Source organism: Candidatus Tumulicola sp. (assembly GCA_036490475.1).
Classification (GTDB): domain Bacteria; phylum Vulcanimicrobiota; class Vulcanimicrobiia; order Vulcanimicrobiales; family Vulcanimicrobiaceae; genus Tumulicola.
Map to the genome: position 1 here is coordinate 1 of DASXDT010000006.1, position 15,175 is coordinate 15,175.

A 15,175-nucleotide genomic window follows, 5' to 3' on the forward strand; every position below is an offset into this window, starting at 1 on the left:
AGCCTTGAGAGGCCATTACGGTTGCGATCACCCTCAAATTCGCAGGCGTCGCCTCAGCGTCGCTTCCCTCGAAAAAATCCGGACGAGCCGGGCGGACGTACCGCAATCCAAAATCGGCCAGCGGAAAGTCTCCGAGCCGGAGAATGGTCGAAACCTCCAAAAAATCCAGTTTATTCGCCACGACGCTAGCGCGCGGCTTCGGTAACGTGTTGCCGGGAATATCTCGAAGCACCGTCATTACCGCGACGCCGTCGTCCGTCCGGACGAGAACTCGGAGTAATTCGCGCGAAGGGTGAGTAAAAATCGTTGAGTTGTCTTCAAACGTAAACGCGATATACGCCGGATATGGTAAGACGTTTACAGCTCGCTGCATTCGCTCGAAGACACACGTCGCGACGCACTGTGTGGGAGCCGGCACGGGCGAGGCCGGCGGGGCAAGGATCGGCATAACTTACACCATACGCTATATCTGTATCAATAAAGATTCCTGGGATGGCCGGGACTCGAACCCGGACGCCCTTTCGGGCTGCAGATTTTCGCACCACTTCGGCTTTCGCCGCCGCAACGTATTGCGTTCGTGGTCCGGACTGTGCCTTGACCGTGTGAACGATTCGTTCAGGTAGGCCGCGCCCGTCCAGTCTCTACACCTTCCCGTTTTACACGGGCTTGGCTCGGCGTCGTCACGTCACGCGACAGAGAGTTCGCCGAATTTGAGCGCATCCCGCAAGCAGTTTCCCGGCTTGCGGCTCAACGTTAGGTTAAGTCTGCTGTGTCTACCGATTCCACCACCATCCCACGATTATTGTTCGTAATGCTCCACGACTTCTTCGGTGCGCAAATGCGCGACCGACGGGTCTTGCCCGGCGTCGCGACGTGCGCGCCGTTGACGCAATAAATCCCAAAACCGGTCGAGCTGTACTTCGAGTGCCTCGAGCCGACCGCGATCCTCATCGGATAGCTTGCCGTTCTCTCCGTGCTCGAGCAGCGCGTGCTCTTCGGTGACCAAGCTCGCGATGTGATCGCGAATCTGCGTATCGTCCATTCCGGGGTGTCCTTTCGTCGCCAGGTCGTGTGTGCGTCAGCGCCCGCCGGCTCCTTCTGCTTCTGCCCGCTCGACTCGGTCGAGCAACACGCCCAAGAGTAAGTCCCAACGCGACGCAACCGAAAATCGTGCCTCGAGCAATTCCAAGGCCGTGTCCAGGATGACGATGCCGGCCGGCAAGATGTCGGCTCGCTGAACGCGCATGCCCCGCATCCGCTTACGGCGGTCGAGATCGAGCGAGCACAACCGCCGCAGCACGCGTTGCAAATCGGCGCGCGATAAATCGACCACATCGTGCCCCATCAGACCACCACGGGCGATCGCGCCTGCGGTGGACGCCGAGCCACCCACGAGTGCCACCTTCGCACCTCGCTCGAAACCGCGTAACGGTTCCAAAGCAACCCGCGCCAGCGCGCGAGCACGTTCGATCGCCGCTGCCGGCACTGGACCGGTCCGGCCATTCAGCTCGGGGACCGCCTCGGTCAAGACGACCGCCCCGATCTCGCACGAAACGACTGCGTCCGGCTCGATCCCAGTACCGATGGCGAACTCGGTGCTGCCGCCACCCGAATCGACAACGCCGATTCGCTCGCCTGGAATCGGCCGCACGGCCGCTGCGGCACCGCGATACGCCGCGCGCGCCTCTTCCGGCCCGCTCAGGACGTCCATCCGCACGCCAAACCGCTCGCGCACCAACTCGAGAAAGAGGGTGGCGTTGTCGGCTCGCCGCACCGCGCTCGTGGTAACGGCCCACAACCGGTCGTAGCGGCCGGCCAACTCGCGATGCAGCCGGTCGAGAGCCCGCAACGTGCGAGCGATCGCTTCGGGGCGCAAATCGCCGGTGCGGCCGAGGCCTTCGCCTATTCGAGTGCCGATCGAACGCGCAAAGGGAACGCGAATGCTGTCGGTGTCATAATCTGCCAGCAGGCCGCGCGTGGAGTTGGTGCCGACGGATAGGACGGCGCCGGTCACCCGCTATGACTCGTGTTGGGAGCGAAAGACTTGGGCGCGTCGTTTCTTATGCAAAAAGTGACGCTGGGCCGACGGAACCCCATCGCGTTCGTCCCACTCTTGCGTGCTTTGCAGATAGGCCGCGATACGCTCGTCGAGCACTTCATCGCTGATTTGCGGCACCAGAACGACGACCGGACGACGGCCGCTCTTGCGAACTTCGAAGTTCAGCTCGGTGCGGCGCAGAAGCGACTGCTGGTATTTTGCGCGATGCGCTTCGACGTCGGCGGACGGCGCGGTGGCGAGGTCGCCGCTGCCAAGGCGCACCGTGGCACCGTAGGAGTTCAGGTTGATGACGATTCCGGCGGCCGGTTCGCTCACGGAGTGGTCGACGGCGCCGGGCTCACAAAAACGATCGCCTCGTTCGCACGAACCAGACGCAGCCGGTCGTGAATCTCAGGGATGGCGCCCAGCGGGTCTTGCAGCCGGCGGATTTCAGCACGCTGCGCCCCCTGGTGTTTTTGCATCGTAGCGACCTGCGCCCGAATCGATGCGAGCTTCCGGCTCATCGCGACGTTCTCGGCGATGGCCCGCGCGAACTGAATGCCGACCAGCACGATGATCAACACGGCGATGGTCAGCGCGCCGACGCGGCCGCACCAACGAACGAATTGCCGAAACGGATTGGTGCGCTTCACGAGGCGCCCGCTACCGGATCGAGCGAGCGAGCCCATTGGCCGATGGCGCGGTATTTATCGTAGCGGCGGTCGAGGAGTTCAGCCGGCGGCAACGGCGCGAGGAGCGAGAGCGCGGCGGAGACAGTCGACCAGACGCGCTCGATCACGGCGTTCGTATCTCGATGCGCGCCGCCGAGTGGTTCGGGAACGATGTCGTCGACGATTCCAAACTGTTGCAAGTCCTGTGCGGTTAACTTCAACCGTTGCGCGGCTTCTTCCGCCTTGCCGGCGTCCGACCACAGAATCGCTGCGCAGCCTTCGGGCGACGCGACCGAATAGATGCTGTGCTCGAGCATCAGAACGCGGTCGGCAATGGCTAATGCCAATGCACCGCCCGAGCCGCCTTCGCCGATAACGGTGGCGACGATCGGTACGCGCGCGATCGTAAATTCGTGCAAGCACATTGCGATAGCTTCGGACTGAGCATGCTCTTCCGACGTAATCCCGGGATCGGCACCCTTCGTATCGACCAGCGTAACGATCGGCACCGAGAGACGCGACGCCAAGGCCGCGAGACGGCGAACTTTGCGATAACCTTCGGGCGCCGGCATGCCGAAATTGCGCTGAAGATTCTCTTTGGTATCGCGCCCGCGTTGCTGTCCGATCGCCATCACCGGACGGCCGTGCAACAGTGCGAAACCGCCGACGATCGAGGGGTCGTCCCGGAATTGCCGATCGCCGTGCAGCTCGTCAAAGCGGTCGAGGCGCTCGATGTATTCCAACGCGGTCGGGCGACTCGGATGCCGCGCCATGTTGACTTTTTCCCATGGCGTCAGCGAGCCGAAGACTTCGTTCTGAATCGTCCGGTATTTTGTTTCCAGCGCGGCGATCTCGGCCGACATATCGACCGGTTGCGTCGCGTTGGCGGCGCGGATCTCGTCGATGCGGCGCTCGAGTTCGACCAAACCGCGTTCGCGCTCGACGATCACGTTGTTGCTCATCGTGCCACCGGCTTGGCGTATTCCAGCAGGCGCATCAGCGTCGCCTTGACGTTCTGTCGCTCGACCACCATGTCGATGGCGCCCTTTTCCAATAGAAACTCGGCCGTTTGAAATTGATCCGGAAGCTTTTGGCGAATCGTCTGTTCGATCACGCGCCGGCCGGCAAACCCAATCACGGCACGCGATTCGGCGATGACGACGTCGGACTGAAACGCAAACGAGGCCGAGACGCCACCGGTGGTCGGATCGGTCAATACCGTCACGAAGAAATTGCCGGCCGCGCCAAAACGCGAAACGGCCGCGCTGGTCTTCGCCATCTGCGCCAAGGCCAGCATGCCTTCTTCCATGCGCGCGCCGCCCGATGCCGTAAACACGATGCAGGGCACGCTTCGACGCAGCGATTCTTCCAACAGCAACGCGATACGCTCTCCGACCACGCTCCCCATGGTGCCGCCACGGAAATGGAAATCCATCACGCCTAGTCCGACTTCGAATTCGCCGATATTGCCGAATCCGCAAACGACCGCTTCGACCAATCCGCTTTTTTCGCGATCGGCTTCGAGTTTATCGGGATAGGAACGGCGGTCGACCCAATCGAGCGGATCGGCGGGAGTGATGTCGGCGCCGATTTCGACGAATTCGCCGTCGATTAACGACGCGATTCGATCGTAGGCCGACATACGAAAGTGGTACTTGCAGCGCGGACAGACGAACGCATTTGCAGCGAGATCCCGGCGGTACACCACCTCACCGCAGTTCGGGCACTTCGACCACACCGCGACATCTTGCGTGCGGCCGTTGCGACGGTTGGAGAGCCACTCCGGCATCGACATCGGCACAGCGCTAAGGAGCGCCGGCGTGCCGCAGCCGTCCGAGATAGAGTTTGCGCAGTTGCTTCAAATAATTGAAAATCTCGTTTTGATTGAGCTTCGACTCGCCGACGATGCGATCCGTAAACGTGTATGGGACTTCCAGCACCTTGCCGTACTTGCCCTTGACGATGACTTCGAGTCCGATCTTGAAACCGATCGGATCCAGCGTGATTCCATCGAGTGCCTCGCGACGCACCAAGAGATAACCGCTCGTAACATCTTTGACGCCGGTGAGTGGGCGCGCCAGCCAGCAAGCGATGCGGGACGTAACGATGCGCCGTTTTGGCCAATTCGCGATACCGCCGCCCGGCACGTACCGGCTGCCGACCGCAAGCCCGTATTTGCCCGACTCGAGCGCCGCGACCATTTTTGGCAAAGCGCCGACATCGTGGCTGAAGTCTGCGTCCATCGCACCAAGTGCGACCGATTCGGGGCGGGCAGCTTTCCAGCCGTCGATGACACCCGATGACAGACCCATTTTGCCGGGACGATGAAGGCATTTCACCGGCAGTTCGTGCGATAAGCGGTCGACGATTGCACCCGTCCCATCGGGAGAGTTGTCGTCGACTACCACGATCTCACCGTCTAGCCCATTCGCACGGAATGCTTCGCCAAGGGTCCGGAGCAGTTTTTCGATGCCACCGGCCTCGTTGTACGTTGGGATGACGATTGTAAACGGCAACGCCATATTCGCTCGCGTAAGTACGACAAGGGCGCGTTCAGTTCCGGCCCGTCGAAGCGCCAGCGATGGCCTCGATAACTGCCAGGAGCGCGAGTGCGGCCGTTTCAGCGCGCAGAATGCGCGGTCCCAGCCACAAGAGTTCGGCGCCGGACTCCGCCGCCGCGTCGGCTTCGGCGTGGCTGAAGCCGCCTTCGGGGCCGATAACGACGATCGCCGTCCGGGCATCGCGCAACGAAGATCCAAGACGTTCGAGTAGCGGCACGTGCGGCGCCAATTCCCACGCGAACAGTGCCGCATCGTACGAACCGAACGCCGATACGACGTCGTCGAAAGAACGAACGGGATCGATCCGGGGTATGTCGAGACGGCCGCATTGCTGCGCGGCCGCCTCGGCCAGACGCCGCCAACGCTGCAGTTTTTGCTCGCCGCCATCGCGCACGACGCTGCGTTCGGAAGTGAATGGGATCACGGCGCCGACACCCAGTTCTGTCGCTTTTTCGACGACGTAATCCATTTTCGCACCCTTCGGCACGGCTTGCGCTACATCGACGCGCAACGTTGGCTGCGCTTCGGGTGCGTGCTTAAATTTCAGCGACGCGTACAAGCGGCCCGAATCTTCAACAAGTTCGGCGTCGAATAACGTACCGGCGGAATCGACGATTTCCAGCGCGTCACCTTGGCGCAGGCGAAGCACGTTGGCGATTTTATGTGCGTCGCTGCCGGCGAGTTCGACGGACGATCCGACGCGGTGGGCTCCCGGCACGAAAAACCGTCGGGCGGGCATTACTCCGGGCGGAACGCGTCCTTGACGCGGTCGAAGAACGAGCGCTCCTCGACTTCGTCGCCTTCCTCGCGTGCGTATTCTTCGAGCAGCTCGCGTTGGCGGCGCGTCAGTTTGGCAGGAACGGCAACGCGGACGGTTACGAAATGGTCGCCACGTTGCGCACCGCGTACGTGCGGCATGCCATGCCCGCGCACGCGTAGCCTCGTTCCCGTTTGTGTGCCGGCGCCGATCTCGAGCTCGACGTCACCGTCGAGCGACGGCACGAGCACCGTCGCACCCAGTGCCGCTTGGGCGAAGCCGATCGTGACGTCGACATGCGTGTCGGTGCCTTCGCGACGAAATAACCGGTGACGCGCTACGTTGAAATAGACGTACAAATCGCCGGGCGGTCCGCCGTTAGTACCGGCCTCGCCGTTTGCACCGATACGGATGCGCGAACCGTCATCGACGCCGGCCGGCACTTGCACGGTTAGACGTCGATCCATTTGACGACGCCCGCTACCGGCACATGCGTGACACGGATGTGCGATCGTATGGCCCTCACCGCGGCATTTCGGGCATGTCGTTTGCGTGACCATCTGCCCCAGCGGCGTGTTTCGCACGACGCGCGCGATGCCGGCGCCACCGCAACGATCGCACGGCGTGACGAGGGTTCCGGGCTCGGCACCACTTCCTCGGCAGACGTCGCATTGACCGACGTGTTGAAATGCGATCTCGCGACTCGTTCCGCTAAAAGCTTCCTCGAGCGTTATCTGGAGGTCGTAACGAAGATCGGAGCCTCGCTGCGGACCGGCTTGCCGCGTGCCGGCGCGCGCGTTCCCGAAGAACATATCGAAAATATCGCCGAACGATCCGCCGCCGAAGCCGACATCGGCACCGTTTGGCGCCCCAGCGCGACCGTAATGATCGTACTGTTCGCGCTTGGCCGGGTCCGACAGCACTTCGTACGCTTCGTTGATGCTCTTGAAGTGCGATTCAGCCGCCGACTTATCGTCGGCGACGTCGGGATGATGCGTACGCGCCAGTTGGCGATAGGCCCGCTTAATCTCGTCCCCGGAGGCGTCGCGCCCGACGCCGAGGATTTCGTAATAGTCGATCGTGGACATGAAAGAAGCGCGCTACCTGCCCGTCGCGTCGGAGAGACGCTCGTTTAATGTTTTTGCCGTGCCCGCGGCAAGCGCGACCATCCGTCCGTACGGCATACGCCTAGGGCCAAGAATCGATAACGTTCCCATGGCATGCGGGCCGAAACGGTACGGCACCGTAACCACCGAAAGGTCGGTGAGTTCGTCGCTGCCGAGTTCGCGGCCGATCTTCACGCTCACGGATTCGTTCGACATCGCGTCGGCAACGATTTGATACAGCGTCTTCTGCTCTTCGACGATCCGCAAAATCGAACGCAACTTCCGCAAATCGTGAAACTCGGGTTGATCGAGCAAGTTTTGCGCGCCGGCAGCCGCAATTGGCGGACGATCCGTCGAACGCGCCGATGCCAGCGCGGTGATAACGGCGACGCGTAAATCGTCGGCCGCTCCAACTCGTTGCGCTAACTGACCGACGGCAGAGTCGGTGACCTCCAGCAATGGGCGATCGGCGAACCGGCCGTTTAGCGCGTTCGACAGTCGCGTGAGATCGTCCGCAAGCAAATCGTCGGACGTTTCGAACAGGCTTTGCGCTGCGACGCCCAGCGTCGTTACTACGATCGCGACGCCGGTGCGCGGAGACAGCCAGATCAGCTGGATGTGTTTGAACGTTTCCGTTAGTTGATATGGCTTGGTGACGAACGCCAAGTTATTGGAAAGGCGGCCCAACAGCCGCGTCGTGCTCTCGACCAACTCGTCGAGTTCGTGGCTGGCGTCCCGAAGCTCGTCGTGAATTCGACGTCGGTCCTCCAAGCTCAACTCTTCGGGGTCCATGAGCCGGTCCACATACTCGCGGTACCCGGCGTCGGATGGAACGCGCCCGGCGGACGTATGCGGTTGAACCAAGTAACCGCCTGCCTCTAATTCGGCCATCTCGTTGCGTACTGTCGCGGAGCTCACGCCCAATTGGTACTTCTGTGTAAGCGTTTGCGAGCCGACGGGTTCGGCAGTCGCGATGTACTCGTAGACCACCGTCGCGAGAATGTAGGCCTTGCGCTTGTCGAGGCCGCCCGGGTCTTCCCTCATAGCCTCATACAATAGCACTCTGGCAGCCGGAGTGCTAGGACCCAGCTCGGTGGCCGCCCGCCGCCGGAAGGCCGGCGCCCGCACGCTCTGAAAGTTTGCTCGCCATGAGCGAACGTAGCCACGCGATCGAAACGCTGCTCGAGGAGACGCGCCGCTTCGAACCCCCCGCGAGCATTGCGACTGACGCCAACGCGCAGCCTGGCATCTACGAAGAGGCCGAACGCGACCCTGTCGAGTTTTGGGCGAAATGGGCGCGCGAGCTCGACTGGATAACGCCGTTTACCACGACGCTCGAGTGGAACGAGCCGTTCGCGCGATGGTTCGGTGACGGCGAACTCAACGTTTCCGCCAACTGTCTCGACCGCCACGTCGCAGCCGGACGCGGCGAACGCGTCGCCTTCTTTTTCGAAGGCGAACCGGGCGATCGGCGCGCGATCACGTACCGCGAGTTGCTCGACGATGTTTGCCGCTTTGCAAATGGTTTGCGCACGCTCGGGATCGAGAAAGGCGACCGTATCGCGATCTACATGCCGATGATTCCAGAGTTGGCAGTCGCGATGCTGGCTTGCGCGCGGATTGGCGCCATACATTCGGTGATCTTCGGGGGATTTTCGCCCGATGCGATCGCCGATCGCGTCAACGACTCGCAATGTGTCGCGCTGATTACGTGCGACGGCGGGTGGCGTCGCGGCAAACACGTTCCGCTGAAGCGCAACTGCGACGTCGCGATGGGGTCGACGCCGTCGATCCGTCATTGCATCGTCGCGCGGCGCACCGGCGATGACGTACAGATGCACGCCGGCCGCGATCGCTGGTGGAGCGAGGTGATCGTCCATCAATCGACGAGCTGCCCGCCCGAACCGATGAACGCAGAAGATCCGCTCTTCTTGCTGTATACCAGCGGAACGACAGCCAAACCGAAAGGCATCAAACACACAACCGGCGGCTATCTGACGCAAGCACTGATGACGCACCGTTTAGTTTTTGATGTGAAGCCCGAATCCGACGTGTATTGGTGCACGGCCGACCTCGGATGGGTGACCGGACATACGTACGTGTTGTACGGTCCGCTCGCGAACGGATGCACGAGCGTACTGTACGAAGGTACGCCCGACTATCCCGACAAGGATCGCTTTTGGGAAATCATCGAGCGCTATCGTGCGACGATTTTGTATACCGCTCCGACGGCGATTCGCACGTTCATGAAATGGGGCCCGGCCTATCCGCAAATGCACGACCTCACGTCGTTGCGCTTGCTGGGAAGCGTCGGCGAGCCAATCAATCCGGAAGCATGGATGTGGTATCGCGAGTGGATCGGCGGCAATCGAACGCCCGTGCTCGACACGTGGTGGCAAACCGAAACCGGCGGCATCATGATCGCACCGCTCCCCGGGATCTCGACGCTGCTCCCCGGCAGCGCGACGCGGCCGTTGCCCGGCATGGCTGCCGACGTCGTCGACGACAAAGGCAATTCGGTCGGACCCGAGGGTGCGGGTTATGCGGTTCTCACGCGTCCATGGCCGGGCATGTTGCGCGGCATTTGGGGCGACGACGAACGCTATCGCGAGACGTACTGGAGCAAGTTTCCGCACGTGTATTTTGCCGGCGACGGCTGTCGCCGCGACGCCCATGGCAACTACTGGTTCATGGGCCGCATAGACGACGTGATGAACGTGAGCGGCCACCGCATCTCGACCACCGAAGTGGAAAGCGCGCTGGTCGATCATCCGCGCGTTGCCGAAGCGGCGGTGTGCGGGCGCTCCGACGATACGACCGGACAGGCGATCTATGCGTTCGTGACGTTACGCGGCAGTGAAAACGGCTCCGAAGAATTGGCCGACGATCTGCGAGAACACGTCGCCAAGAAGCTCGGCAAGTTCACACGTCCGAAGTACGTTACGTTCACGCCCGAACTGCCGAAAACGCGCAGCGGAAAAATCATGCGGCGTCTGCTGCGCGATATCGCCGAAGGGCGCACGTTGGGCGACACGACAACGCTCGCCGATTCCAACGTGGTGCACGAACTGCAAGAACGAGCCAAAAACGAGGCTGGCTCGTCCGATTAGCCGGCCACGTCGGGCATTACCACACTTCGTCAAAGAACGGCGCGAGTTCGTCCAGGTGTTCGATGCGTCGGGCCGGCGGTAGTGCGTTGAGAATCGTCGCTCCGTAGCGCATCGACGTAGCGCGTCCGTCGAGAAGTGCGACGACGCCGCGATCGGTCGTACTGCGAATCAGCCGCCCGAAGCCCTGTTTGAGACGCACGGTCGCAGCGGGAATCATGTAGTCCGCAAAGCCGTCCAGGCCGCGCTCTTCAAGTGCGCGGATACGGGCTGCCACAAGCGGGTCGCTCGGCGTCGGGAACGGTAAGCGGTCGATGATCACACACGACAGCGCGTCGCCGACAACGTCGATGCCTTCCCAAAACGTTCCGGTCGCGAACAGCACCGCGTTCGGCGTGCGGCGGAACCATTCGAGCAACGGTGTTCTCGGCAGTTCGCCTTGGAGTTTTACGGGGTAGGGCAATCGTTCGCGCAGGAGGGCGTACACTTCACGCAGCCGCTCGTGCGATGTGAACAGGACGAACGCGCGGCCACGCGTCCGATCCAAGCACTCTTCGATCAGCGGTGCAGCTCGTACGCTGAAATCTTTGTCTTTCGGATTGATCGCGCCCGGCGCAACGAACAACCGCGCCTGCCGATCGAAATCGAACGGCGACGGCGCGATCAGTTCGAGCGCATCGTCGATGCCGAGCGAGCGTTTGAAAAATCCGAACGGTCCTGCATTTTCGCTGCCGGCATCGACCGCGATGGTGGCGCTGGTCATCACGACGCTCTGGGTGCGTGCAAATAGCGTCGTTCGTAGAAATTCCGAGACGTCGTGAGGCGCGCAGTTCAACGCATAACGTCCGTCATTTTCAGTGCGTTCGACCCAGGCGATCGTTTCCGACTCGGCTGCCCCGGCACGTTCGATAGCCGAGGCATGTGCGGTCACCGCTCGGACGGCGAGGTCGCGCCGGCGTTGCGCTTCGGCTTCGTTATCGACGCGCTTCTTTAGGCCGTCGTGCCAGTGAGCCAGAATCCAGTTTTCGAGATCGTAAAAGACGGCGCGCAATTCTTCCAGCGTCGGCCACGCGCCCTCGTTGGCGCTGAGCGGGTAGCGTTCGCCGCGCACGGTAGCCAGCGCGGATTCCAGCCCGCGTAGCGATTCGTCGACGCGCCGCTCGAAGTCCGGCGGCAGGTGATACGAGCGATGCAGCTTACGCATCGTTCGCCCGATGGTCGCACGCGACACCGTTGAGGTGAGCGCGTCAATCGCCCACCGCTCGCACTGATGGGCCTCATCGAGCACTGCGACGTCGTAGGCTGGCAACAAACCGCCCCCCATCGCCAGATCGAGAAAAAACAGCGCGTGATTGACGACCACAATATCGGCATACTTCGCTTCGTCGCGTTTACGAAAGAAATGGCAGTCGCGGAAGCGTTCGCAAAACTCTCCGGTGCAATCGTCGGCATCCGCGTCGAGTTGCTCCCACTCGAGCGATGACGGCACGAAGGGCAATTCCGCACGATCGCCCGTGCCGGTTCGATCGCCCCACTCCCACATGCGTTGCATCGAATCCGACGATGCGACGAGCCGCTCCGAGCGCAAGCGTTCGAATTTCTGCCGGCACAGATAGTGGCTGCGACCCTTGAGCAGCGTCACGCGCAACGGGATCCCAAGCGCGCGCGCGACTAACGGCACGTCTTTGGTAACGAGTTGTTCTTGCAACGCGATCGTGCCGGTCGACAGCACGACCTTCTTGCCGCTGCGGATGGCTGGCAGCAGATAGCCCAGCGACTTCCCGACGCCGGTACCGGCCTCGACGATTGCGTGCATCCCCTCGAGCAGCGCGCGTTCGACCAACTGCGCCATCTGCACTTGTCCGGCGCGCGGCTCGAACGCGGGCAGAGCGCGTGCGATCGGGCCGCCGGGCGCGAAAACGCGCTCGATCGGCGCGGTCACGAGCGTGCGTGCGGCGAGTCGGGCGGAGCTTGGTACTCCGTTTCGAGTGCGCTCCCGGTGCGCGCGTCGACCACCATCGGTGCGACGCGAACCGGTGGCACGAAGATCAGCAACGTGGCGACGAAACCGGCAGCCAGGCCGCAAACGTGCGCTTGCCACGAGATCGAGGGCACCGTGAATGAAATGATCAGATTGATCACGAGAATGCCGATGTTGGCGCGTACCAGCTCCATTCCAGGCTTGCCCAAGCGAAATCCGATGGCAAACAACGCACCGAACAAGCCGAAGATCGCACCGCTCGCGCCAAGCGTGGGAACCATCGGGCTGCTGAAATAAACCACGCCTAGTCCGGAGGCTAGCAACGAGATGAAGTACACCAGCAGCATTCTCACCGGGCCGAGTGCGGACTCCACGAAGCGCCCCAAGATCCACAGCGAAAACATATTGACGGCGATATGCAACAAGCCGCCGTGCAAGAATGCGCTGGTGAGAATGCGCCACCATTCTCCATCGTGCAGCACCGCGTACGGGAACAGCGCGCCGTCCAGAAGGACGCGTGTCATGTCGCCTCCCCCAATCGATACCATCGCGGTTCCGGAGACGCTTATTTCCCAAACGAAGGCGAGAACGTTACACGCGATCAGCAGTCGCGTGATCATGCGACGGCATCGTCCCCCACGACAACCATCCGCGCGAGCTCGAGGGAGATCGCGTGGCGTACGTCGCCGACTTCGACCGTTACCGGTCCGCCCAATGGCGCTTTTTCGAGAACGCGCACCTGGGCGCCGGGGCACAGACCTACTTCACCGAGATATCGCAGAATTTCAGGTACGCCGTCGGTGACGCCGCTGACGACAGCGTCGCGTCCTGCCTCGATTTGCGCTAGGGGGACGCCGGTGCGGACGGGCTCGCTGAGGTCGCGCGACGGAATCGGATGACCGTGCGGGCAGGCTTGCGGATCGCCGAGCAACTCGACGAGCTTGTCTTCGACGCGCTGCGAAATCGCGTGTTCCAGCATGCACGCCTCGGCGTTGACTTCGTCCCACGACATGCCGAGCACGTCGGTCAGCAGACGTTCGGCCAGCCGATGCCGGCGTAAGATGCGCACACCGACTTCGAGCCCCTTGCGCGTAAGCTTCACCTCGCCGCGCGCGACGTACGCTACGTAGCCCTCTTTATCGAGTTTTTTGAGCATACCCGACGCCGAGGCCGGCGTTACGCCCATGGCCGACGCCAGGCCGGACGTGGTTACGCCTGGGCCTTCGAATTCGAGGCGGTAGATCGACTCGAGATACTCCTCGACCGATTCATCGAAATGACTATGTCCCGACATGCTCCCCTGTAGTTCTACGCGGCGGCTGCAGTTCCGCGATTGACGATAGGAACTCGTGCACCATCGAGATCGAACTCGACCCTTCGCCGACGCCGGAAGCGACGCGTTTGAGCGAGTCGAGACGGGCATCGCCGACGGCGAACACGCCTGGCTGGTTAGTTTCCAAGAAGTACGGATGGCGCTCGAGCGGCCACGGAGCGCGAGCTTCGATCACATCCGGACCGGTGAGGATGAACCCGTCGCGGTCGCGGGCAACGACGCCCTCGAGCCAATCGGTGCGCGGCACGGCGCCGATGAACACGAACAATCCCGCCGTGTCGACCGTCTTCGACGTTCCGTCGCCGTTGTTCGCGATCGTAATACGCTCCAACCGCTGCGCGCCGTGCGCCGCGGTTATTTCAGACGACGTGAGCACCGAAATGTTCGCTGAAGCGACGATGCGATCGACCAGATACTGTGACATACTTTTTCCGAGGTCGGTGCCGCGGATCACGATCGTAACGGTTTTCGCATATCCCGAAAAATTCAGCGCGGCTTGTCCTGCGGAGTTGCCGCCACCCACGATATGCACGTCGTTTCCCGCAACGGCGAACGCTTCGGTTTGCGCGGCGCCGTAATACACGCCGCGATTGACCAACTCTTCGCAACCTTGCGCGTTGAGCGAACGGTATTCGATGCCCGGCGCGAGCACGACCGCGCGCGCCAGCACCGACTGTCCGTCCTCCAGTGACAGCTTGCGGTCGCCGGCCTCACCCGTGAGGCGGCAGACTTCGCGAACGACGACGATGTCCGCGCCGAACCGCTGCGCCTGTCGCAACGCACGATCGGCCAAGTCCTCACCCGAAATGCCGGCCGGAAACCCGAGATAATTTTCGATTCGCGATGACGTGCCGGCTTGTCCGCCGGGGGCGTACCGATCGATCAATAACGCGTCGAGCCCTTCGGACGCTCCATACACCGCGGCGGCAAGACCGGCTGGCCCGGCGCCGACGATCGCGACGTCGTAGTGCGCCTGTTTCGGCACGGCCGACATGCCGAGACGTTCGGCCAAATCGCGAATTCCAGGCGATTTCAACGGCGCGCCTTCGTAAAAGTTCACTTCGCATTCCGGACCGTCGCGTTCGGTCCAGTCGAATGGGACGTGCATGCGCGACAAAAAGTCACGCAACTGATGACACGCCCCCGAACGGCTATCGCCGACTACCGTGCAAACCGTCGACGGATGCTCGATCGCAAGATGGCGTACGAGCGCGACACGGCGCCCCATGTTGTTGCTCACGGTCTCTGCGAAACGCTCGTCGTCGTGCATCATGCGCCAAAAGATCGTGCCGTCGACTCGGGCGACCCGCACATCGGTAATGGCTCGCACGCCGGCGAGCGCGCTCGCGCCAAGCAACAACGGGATTTCGCCGAAACCGTCGCCCGGCTCGTACTCGCCGAGCTCGGTCGGTCGGCCGTTCATCGACTTTACGATGGCGGCGCGGCCCTCGACCAGTATGTAAAAACGCGCTCCTTCGTCTTCACGCACCACCCAGTCGCCGGCCAGTACGTGCAGGTCGGCGCAGCGGCGAGCGAACCAGGTAACGTGTTCGGGCGCGCAGCCGGCGAATAAAGAAAGACCGACGAGGTCCGAAAGGTCTAGCATGGTCGCCCTTAAACG

The 15,175-nt window shown here is 62.2% G+C and carries 16 protein-coding genes; 1 reads left to right on the top strand and 15 read right to left on the bottom strand.

From position 1 onward, the window contains the following. From VGF98_07595 to hrcA, 11 genes are all read right to left on the bottom strand, one after another. Window positions 1-448: hypothetical protein (locus tag VGF98_07595; GenBank protein HEY1681480.1), on the bottom strand; the 448-nt coding region annotated here is incomplete at its 3' end. Window positions 449-799: 351 nt separating this feature from the next. Then, window positions 800-1,042: a DUF2630 family protein gene (locus VGF98_07600; protein HEY1681481.1), complete on the bottom strand. Its 243-nt coding sequence runs from the start codon at window positions 1,040-1,042 to the stop codon at window positions 800-802. A gap of 36 nt (window positions 1,043-1,078) precedes the next feature. Further along, window positions 1,079-2,014, bottom strand: a complete 936-nt coding sequence (locus VGF98_07605) for a hypothetical protein (GenBank protein ID HEY1681482.1) — start codon at window positions 2,012-2,014, stop codon at window positions 1,079-1,081. A 3-nt stretch (window positions 2,015-2,017) separates the two neighbouring features. Beyond that, window positions 2,018-2,374 carry a hypothetical protein gene (locus VGF98_07610; protein ID HEY1681483.1) on the bottom strand — a complete coding sequence of 119 codons (357 nt, stop codon included), beginning with the start codon at window positions 2,372-2,374 and terminating at the stop codon, window positions 2,018-2,020. Further along, on the bottom strand, window positions 2,371-2,691 hold the full coding sequence (locus tag VGF98_07615; GenBank protein ID HEY1681484.1) for a hypothetical protein: 321 nt from the start codon (window positions 2,689-2,691) through the stop codon (window positions 2,371-2,373). Before VGF98_07615 ends, VGF98_07610 begins: the two co-directional genes overlap by 4 nt. Beyond that, window positions 2,688-3,671 (bottom strand): acetyl-CoA carboxylase carboxyltransferase subunit alpha, encoded by a 984-nt coding sequence (locus VGF98_07620; GenBank protein HEY1681485.1) that lies wholly within the window; start codon window positions 3,669-3,671, stop codon window positions 2,688-2,690. The genes VGF98_07615 and VGF98_07620 overlap by 4 nt, the downstream gene beginning before the upstream one ends. Beyond that, window positions 3,668-4,498 (bottom strand): acetyl-CoA carboxylase, carboxyltransferase subunit beta, encoded by an 831-nt coding sequence (accD, locus tag VGF98_07625; protein ID HEY1681486.1) that lies wholly within the window; start codon window positions 4,496-4,498, stop codon window positions 3,668-3,670. Before accD ends, VGF98_07620 begins: the two co-directional genes overlap by 4 nt. A gap of 16 nt (window positions 4,499-4,514) precedes the next feature. Further along, entirely contained in the window at window positions 4,515-5,225 is a 711-nt protein-coding gene (locus tag VGF98_07630; protein HEY1681487.1) for a polyprenol monophosphomannose synthase, read from the bottom strand. A gap of 37 nt (window positions 5,226-5,262) precedes the next feature. Next, window positions 5,263-6,009 carry a 16S rRNA (uracil(1498)-N(3))-methyltransferase gene (locus tag VGF98_07635; protein ID HEY1681488.1) on the bottom strand — a complete coding sequence of 249 codons (747 nt, stop codon included), beginning with the start codon at window positions 6,007-6,009 and terminating at the stop codon, window positions 5,263-5,265. Beyond that, window positions 6,009-7,115, bottom strand: coding sequence for a molecular chaperone DnaJ (gene dnaJ / locus VGF98_07640; protein ID HEY1681489.1), 1,107 nt, complete (start codon window positions 7,113-7,115; stop codon window positions 6,009-6,011). The genes VGF98_07635 and dnaJ overlap by 1 nt, the downstream gene beginning before the upstream one ends. A 12-nt stretch (window positions 7,116-7,127) precedes the next feature. Next, window positions 7,128-8,177 (bottom strand): heat-inducible transcriptional repressor HrcA, encoded by a 1,050-nt coding sequence (gene hrcA / locus VGF98_07645; GenBank protein ID HEY1681490.1) that lies wholly within the window; start codon window positions 8,175-8,177, stop codon window positions 7,128-7,130. 104 nt (window positions 8,178-8,281) lie between these two features. Here hrcA and acs point away from each other — a divergent pair, with 104 nt between their 5' ends. Further along, entirely contained in the window at window positions 8,282-10,243 is a 1,962-nt protein-coding gene (acs, locus tag VGF98_07650; protein ID HEY1681491.1) for an acetate--CoA ligase, read from the top strand. Between the two features lie 16 nt (window positions 10,244-10,259). On the opposite strand, the gene VGF98_07655 is transcribed toward acs, so the two are convergent. From VGF98_07655 to VGF98_07670, 4 genes are read right to left on the bottom strand one after another with little or no spacing between them, the layout of a single operon-like run. Beyond that, window positions 10,260-12,182, bottom strand: a complete 1,923-nt coding sequence (locus tag VGF98_07655; protein HEY1681492.1) for an ATP-dependent DNA helicase — start codon at window positions 12,180-12,182, stop codon at window positions 10,260-10,262. Beyond that, window positions 12,179-12,841 carry a rhomboid family intramembrane serine protease gene (locus tag VGF98_07660; protein ID HEY1681493.1) on the bottom strand — a complete coding sequence of 221 codons (663 nt, stop codon included), beginning with the start codon at window positions 12,839-12,841 and terminating at the stop codon, window positions 12,179-12,181. The genes VGF98_07655 and VGF98_07660 overlap by 4 nt, the downstream gene beginning before the upstream one ends. After that, entirely contained in the window at window positions 12,838-13,515 is a 678-nt protein-coding gene (locus tag VGF98_07665) for a metal-dependent transcriptional regulator (GenBank protein HEY1681494.1), read from the bottom strand. Before VGF98_07665 ends, VGF98_07660 begins: the two co-directional genes overlap by 4 nt. Continuing rightward, window positions 13,502-15,160 (bottom strand): FAD-dependent oxidoreductase, encoded by a 1,659-nt coding sequence (locus VGF98_07670; GenBank protein ID HEY1681495.1) that lies wholly within the window; start codon window positions 15,158-15,160, stop codon window positions 13,502-13,504. The genes VGF98_07665 and VGF98_07670 overlap by 14 nt, the downstream gene beginning before the upstream one ends. Between the last annotated feature and the right edge of the window lie 15 nt (window positions 15,161-15,175).

What these genes read in the sequence shown, in the direction of transcription:
- VGF98_07665 (HEY1681494.1), bottom strand. Translation starts at nt 13,515, where the DNA reads ATGTCGGGACATAGTCATTTCGATGAATCGGTCGAGGAGTATCTCGAG.
- VGF98_07620 (HEY1681485.1), bottom strand. Translation starts at nt 3,671, where the DNA reads ATGAGCAACAACGTGATCGTCGAGCGCGAACGCGGTTTGGTCGAACTC.
- VGF98_07600 (HEY1681481.1), bottom strand. Translation starts at nt 1,042, where the DNA reads ATGGACGATACGCAGATTCGCGATCACATCGCGAGCTTGGTCACCGAA.
- accD (HEY1681486.1), bottom strand. Translation starts at nt 4,498, where the DNA reads ATGCCGGAGTGGCTCTCCAACCGTCGCAACGGCCGCACGCAAGATGTC.
- VGF98_07670 (HEY1681495.1), bottom strand. Translation starts at nt 15,160, where the DNA reads ATGCTAGACCTTTCGGACCTCGTCGGTCTTTCTTTATTCGCCGGCTGC.
- VGF98_07635 (HEY1681488.1), bottom strand. Translation starts at nt 6,009, where the DNA reads ATGCCCGCCCGACGGTTTTTCGTGCCGGGAGCCCACCGCGTCGGATCG.
- acs (HEY1681491.1), top strand. Translation starts at nt 8,282, where the DNA reads ATGAGCGAACGTAGCCACGCGATCGAAACGCTGCTCGAGGAGACGCGC.
- hrcA (HEY1681490.1), bottom strand. Translation starts at nt 8,177, where the DNA reads ATGAGGGAAGACCCGGGCGGCCTCGACAAGCGCAAGGCCTACATTCTC.
- dnaJ (HEY1681489.1), bottom strand. Translation starts at nt 7,115, where the DNA reads ATGTCCACGATCGACTATTACGAAATCCTCGGCGTCGGGCGCGACGCC.
- VGF98_07660 (HEY1681493.1), bottom strand. Translation starts at nt 12,841, where the DNA reads ATGATCACGCGACTGCTGATCGCGTGTAACGTTCTCGCCTTCGTTTGG.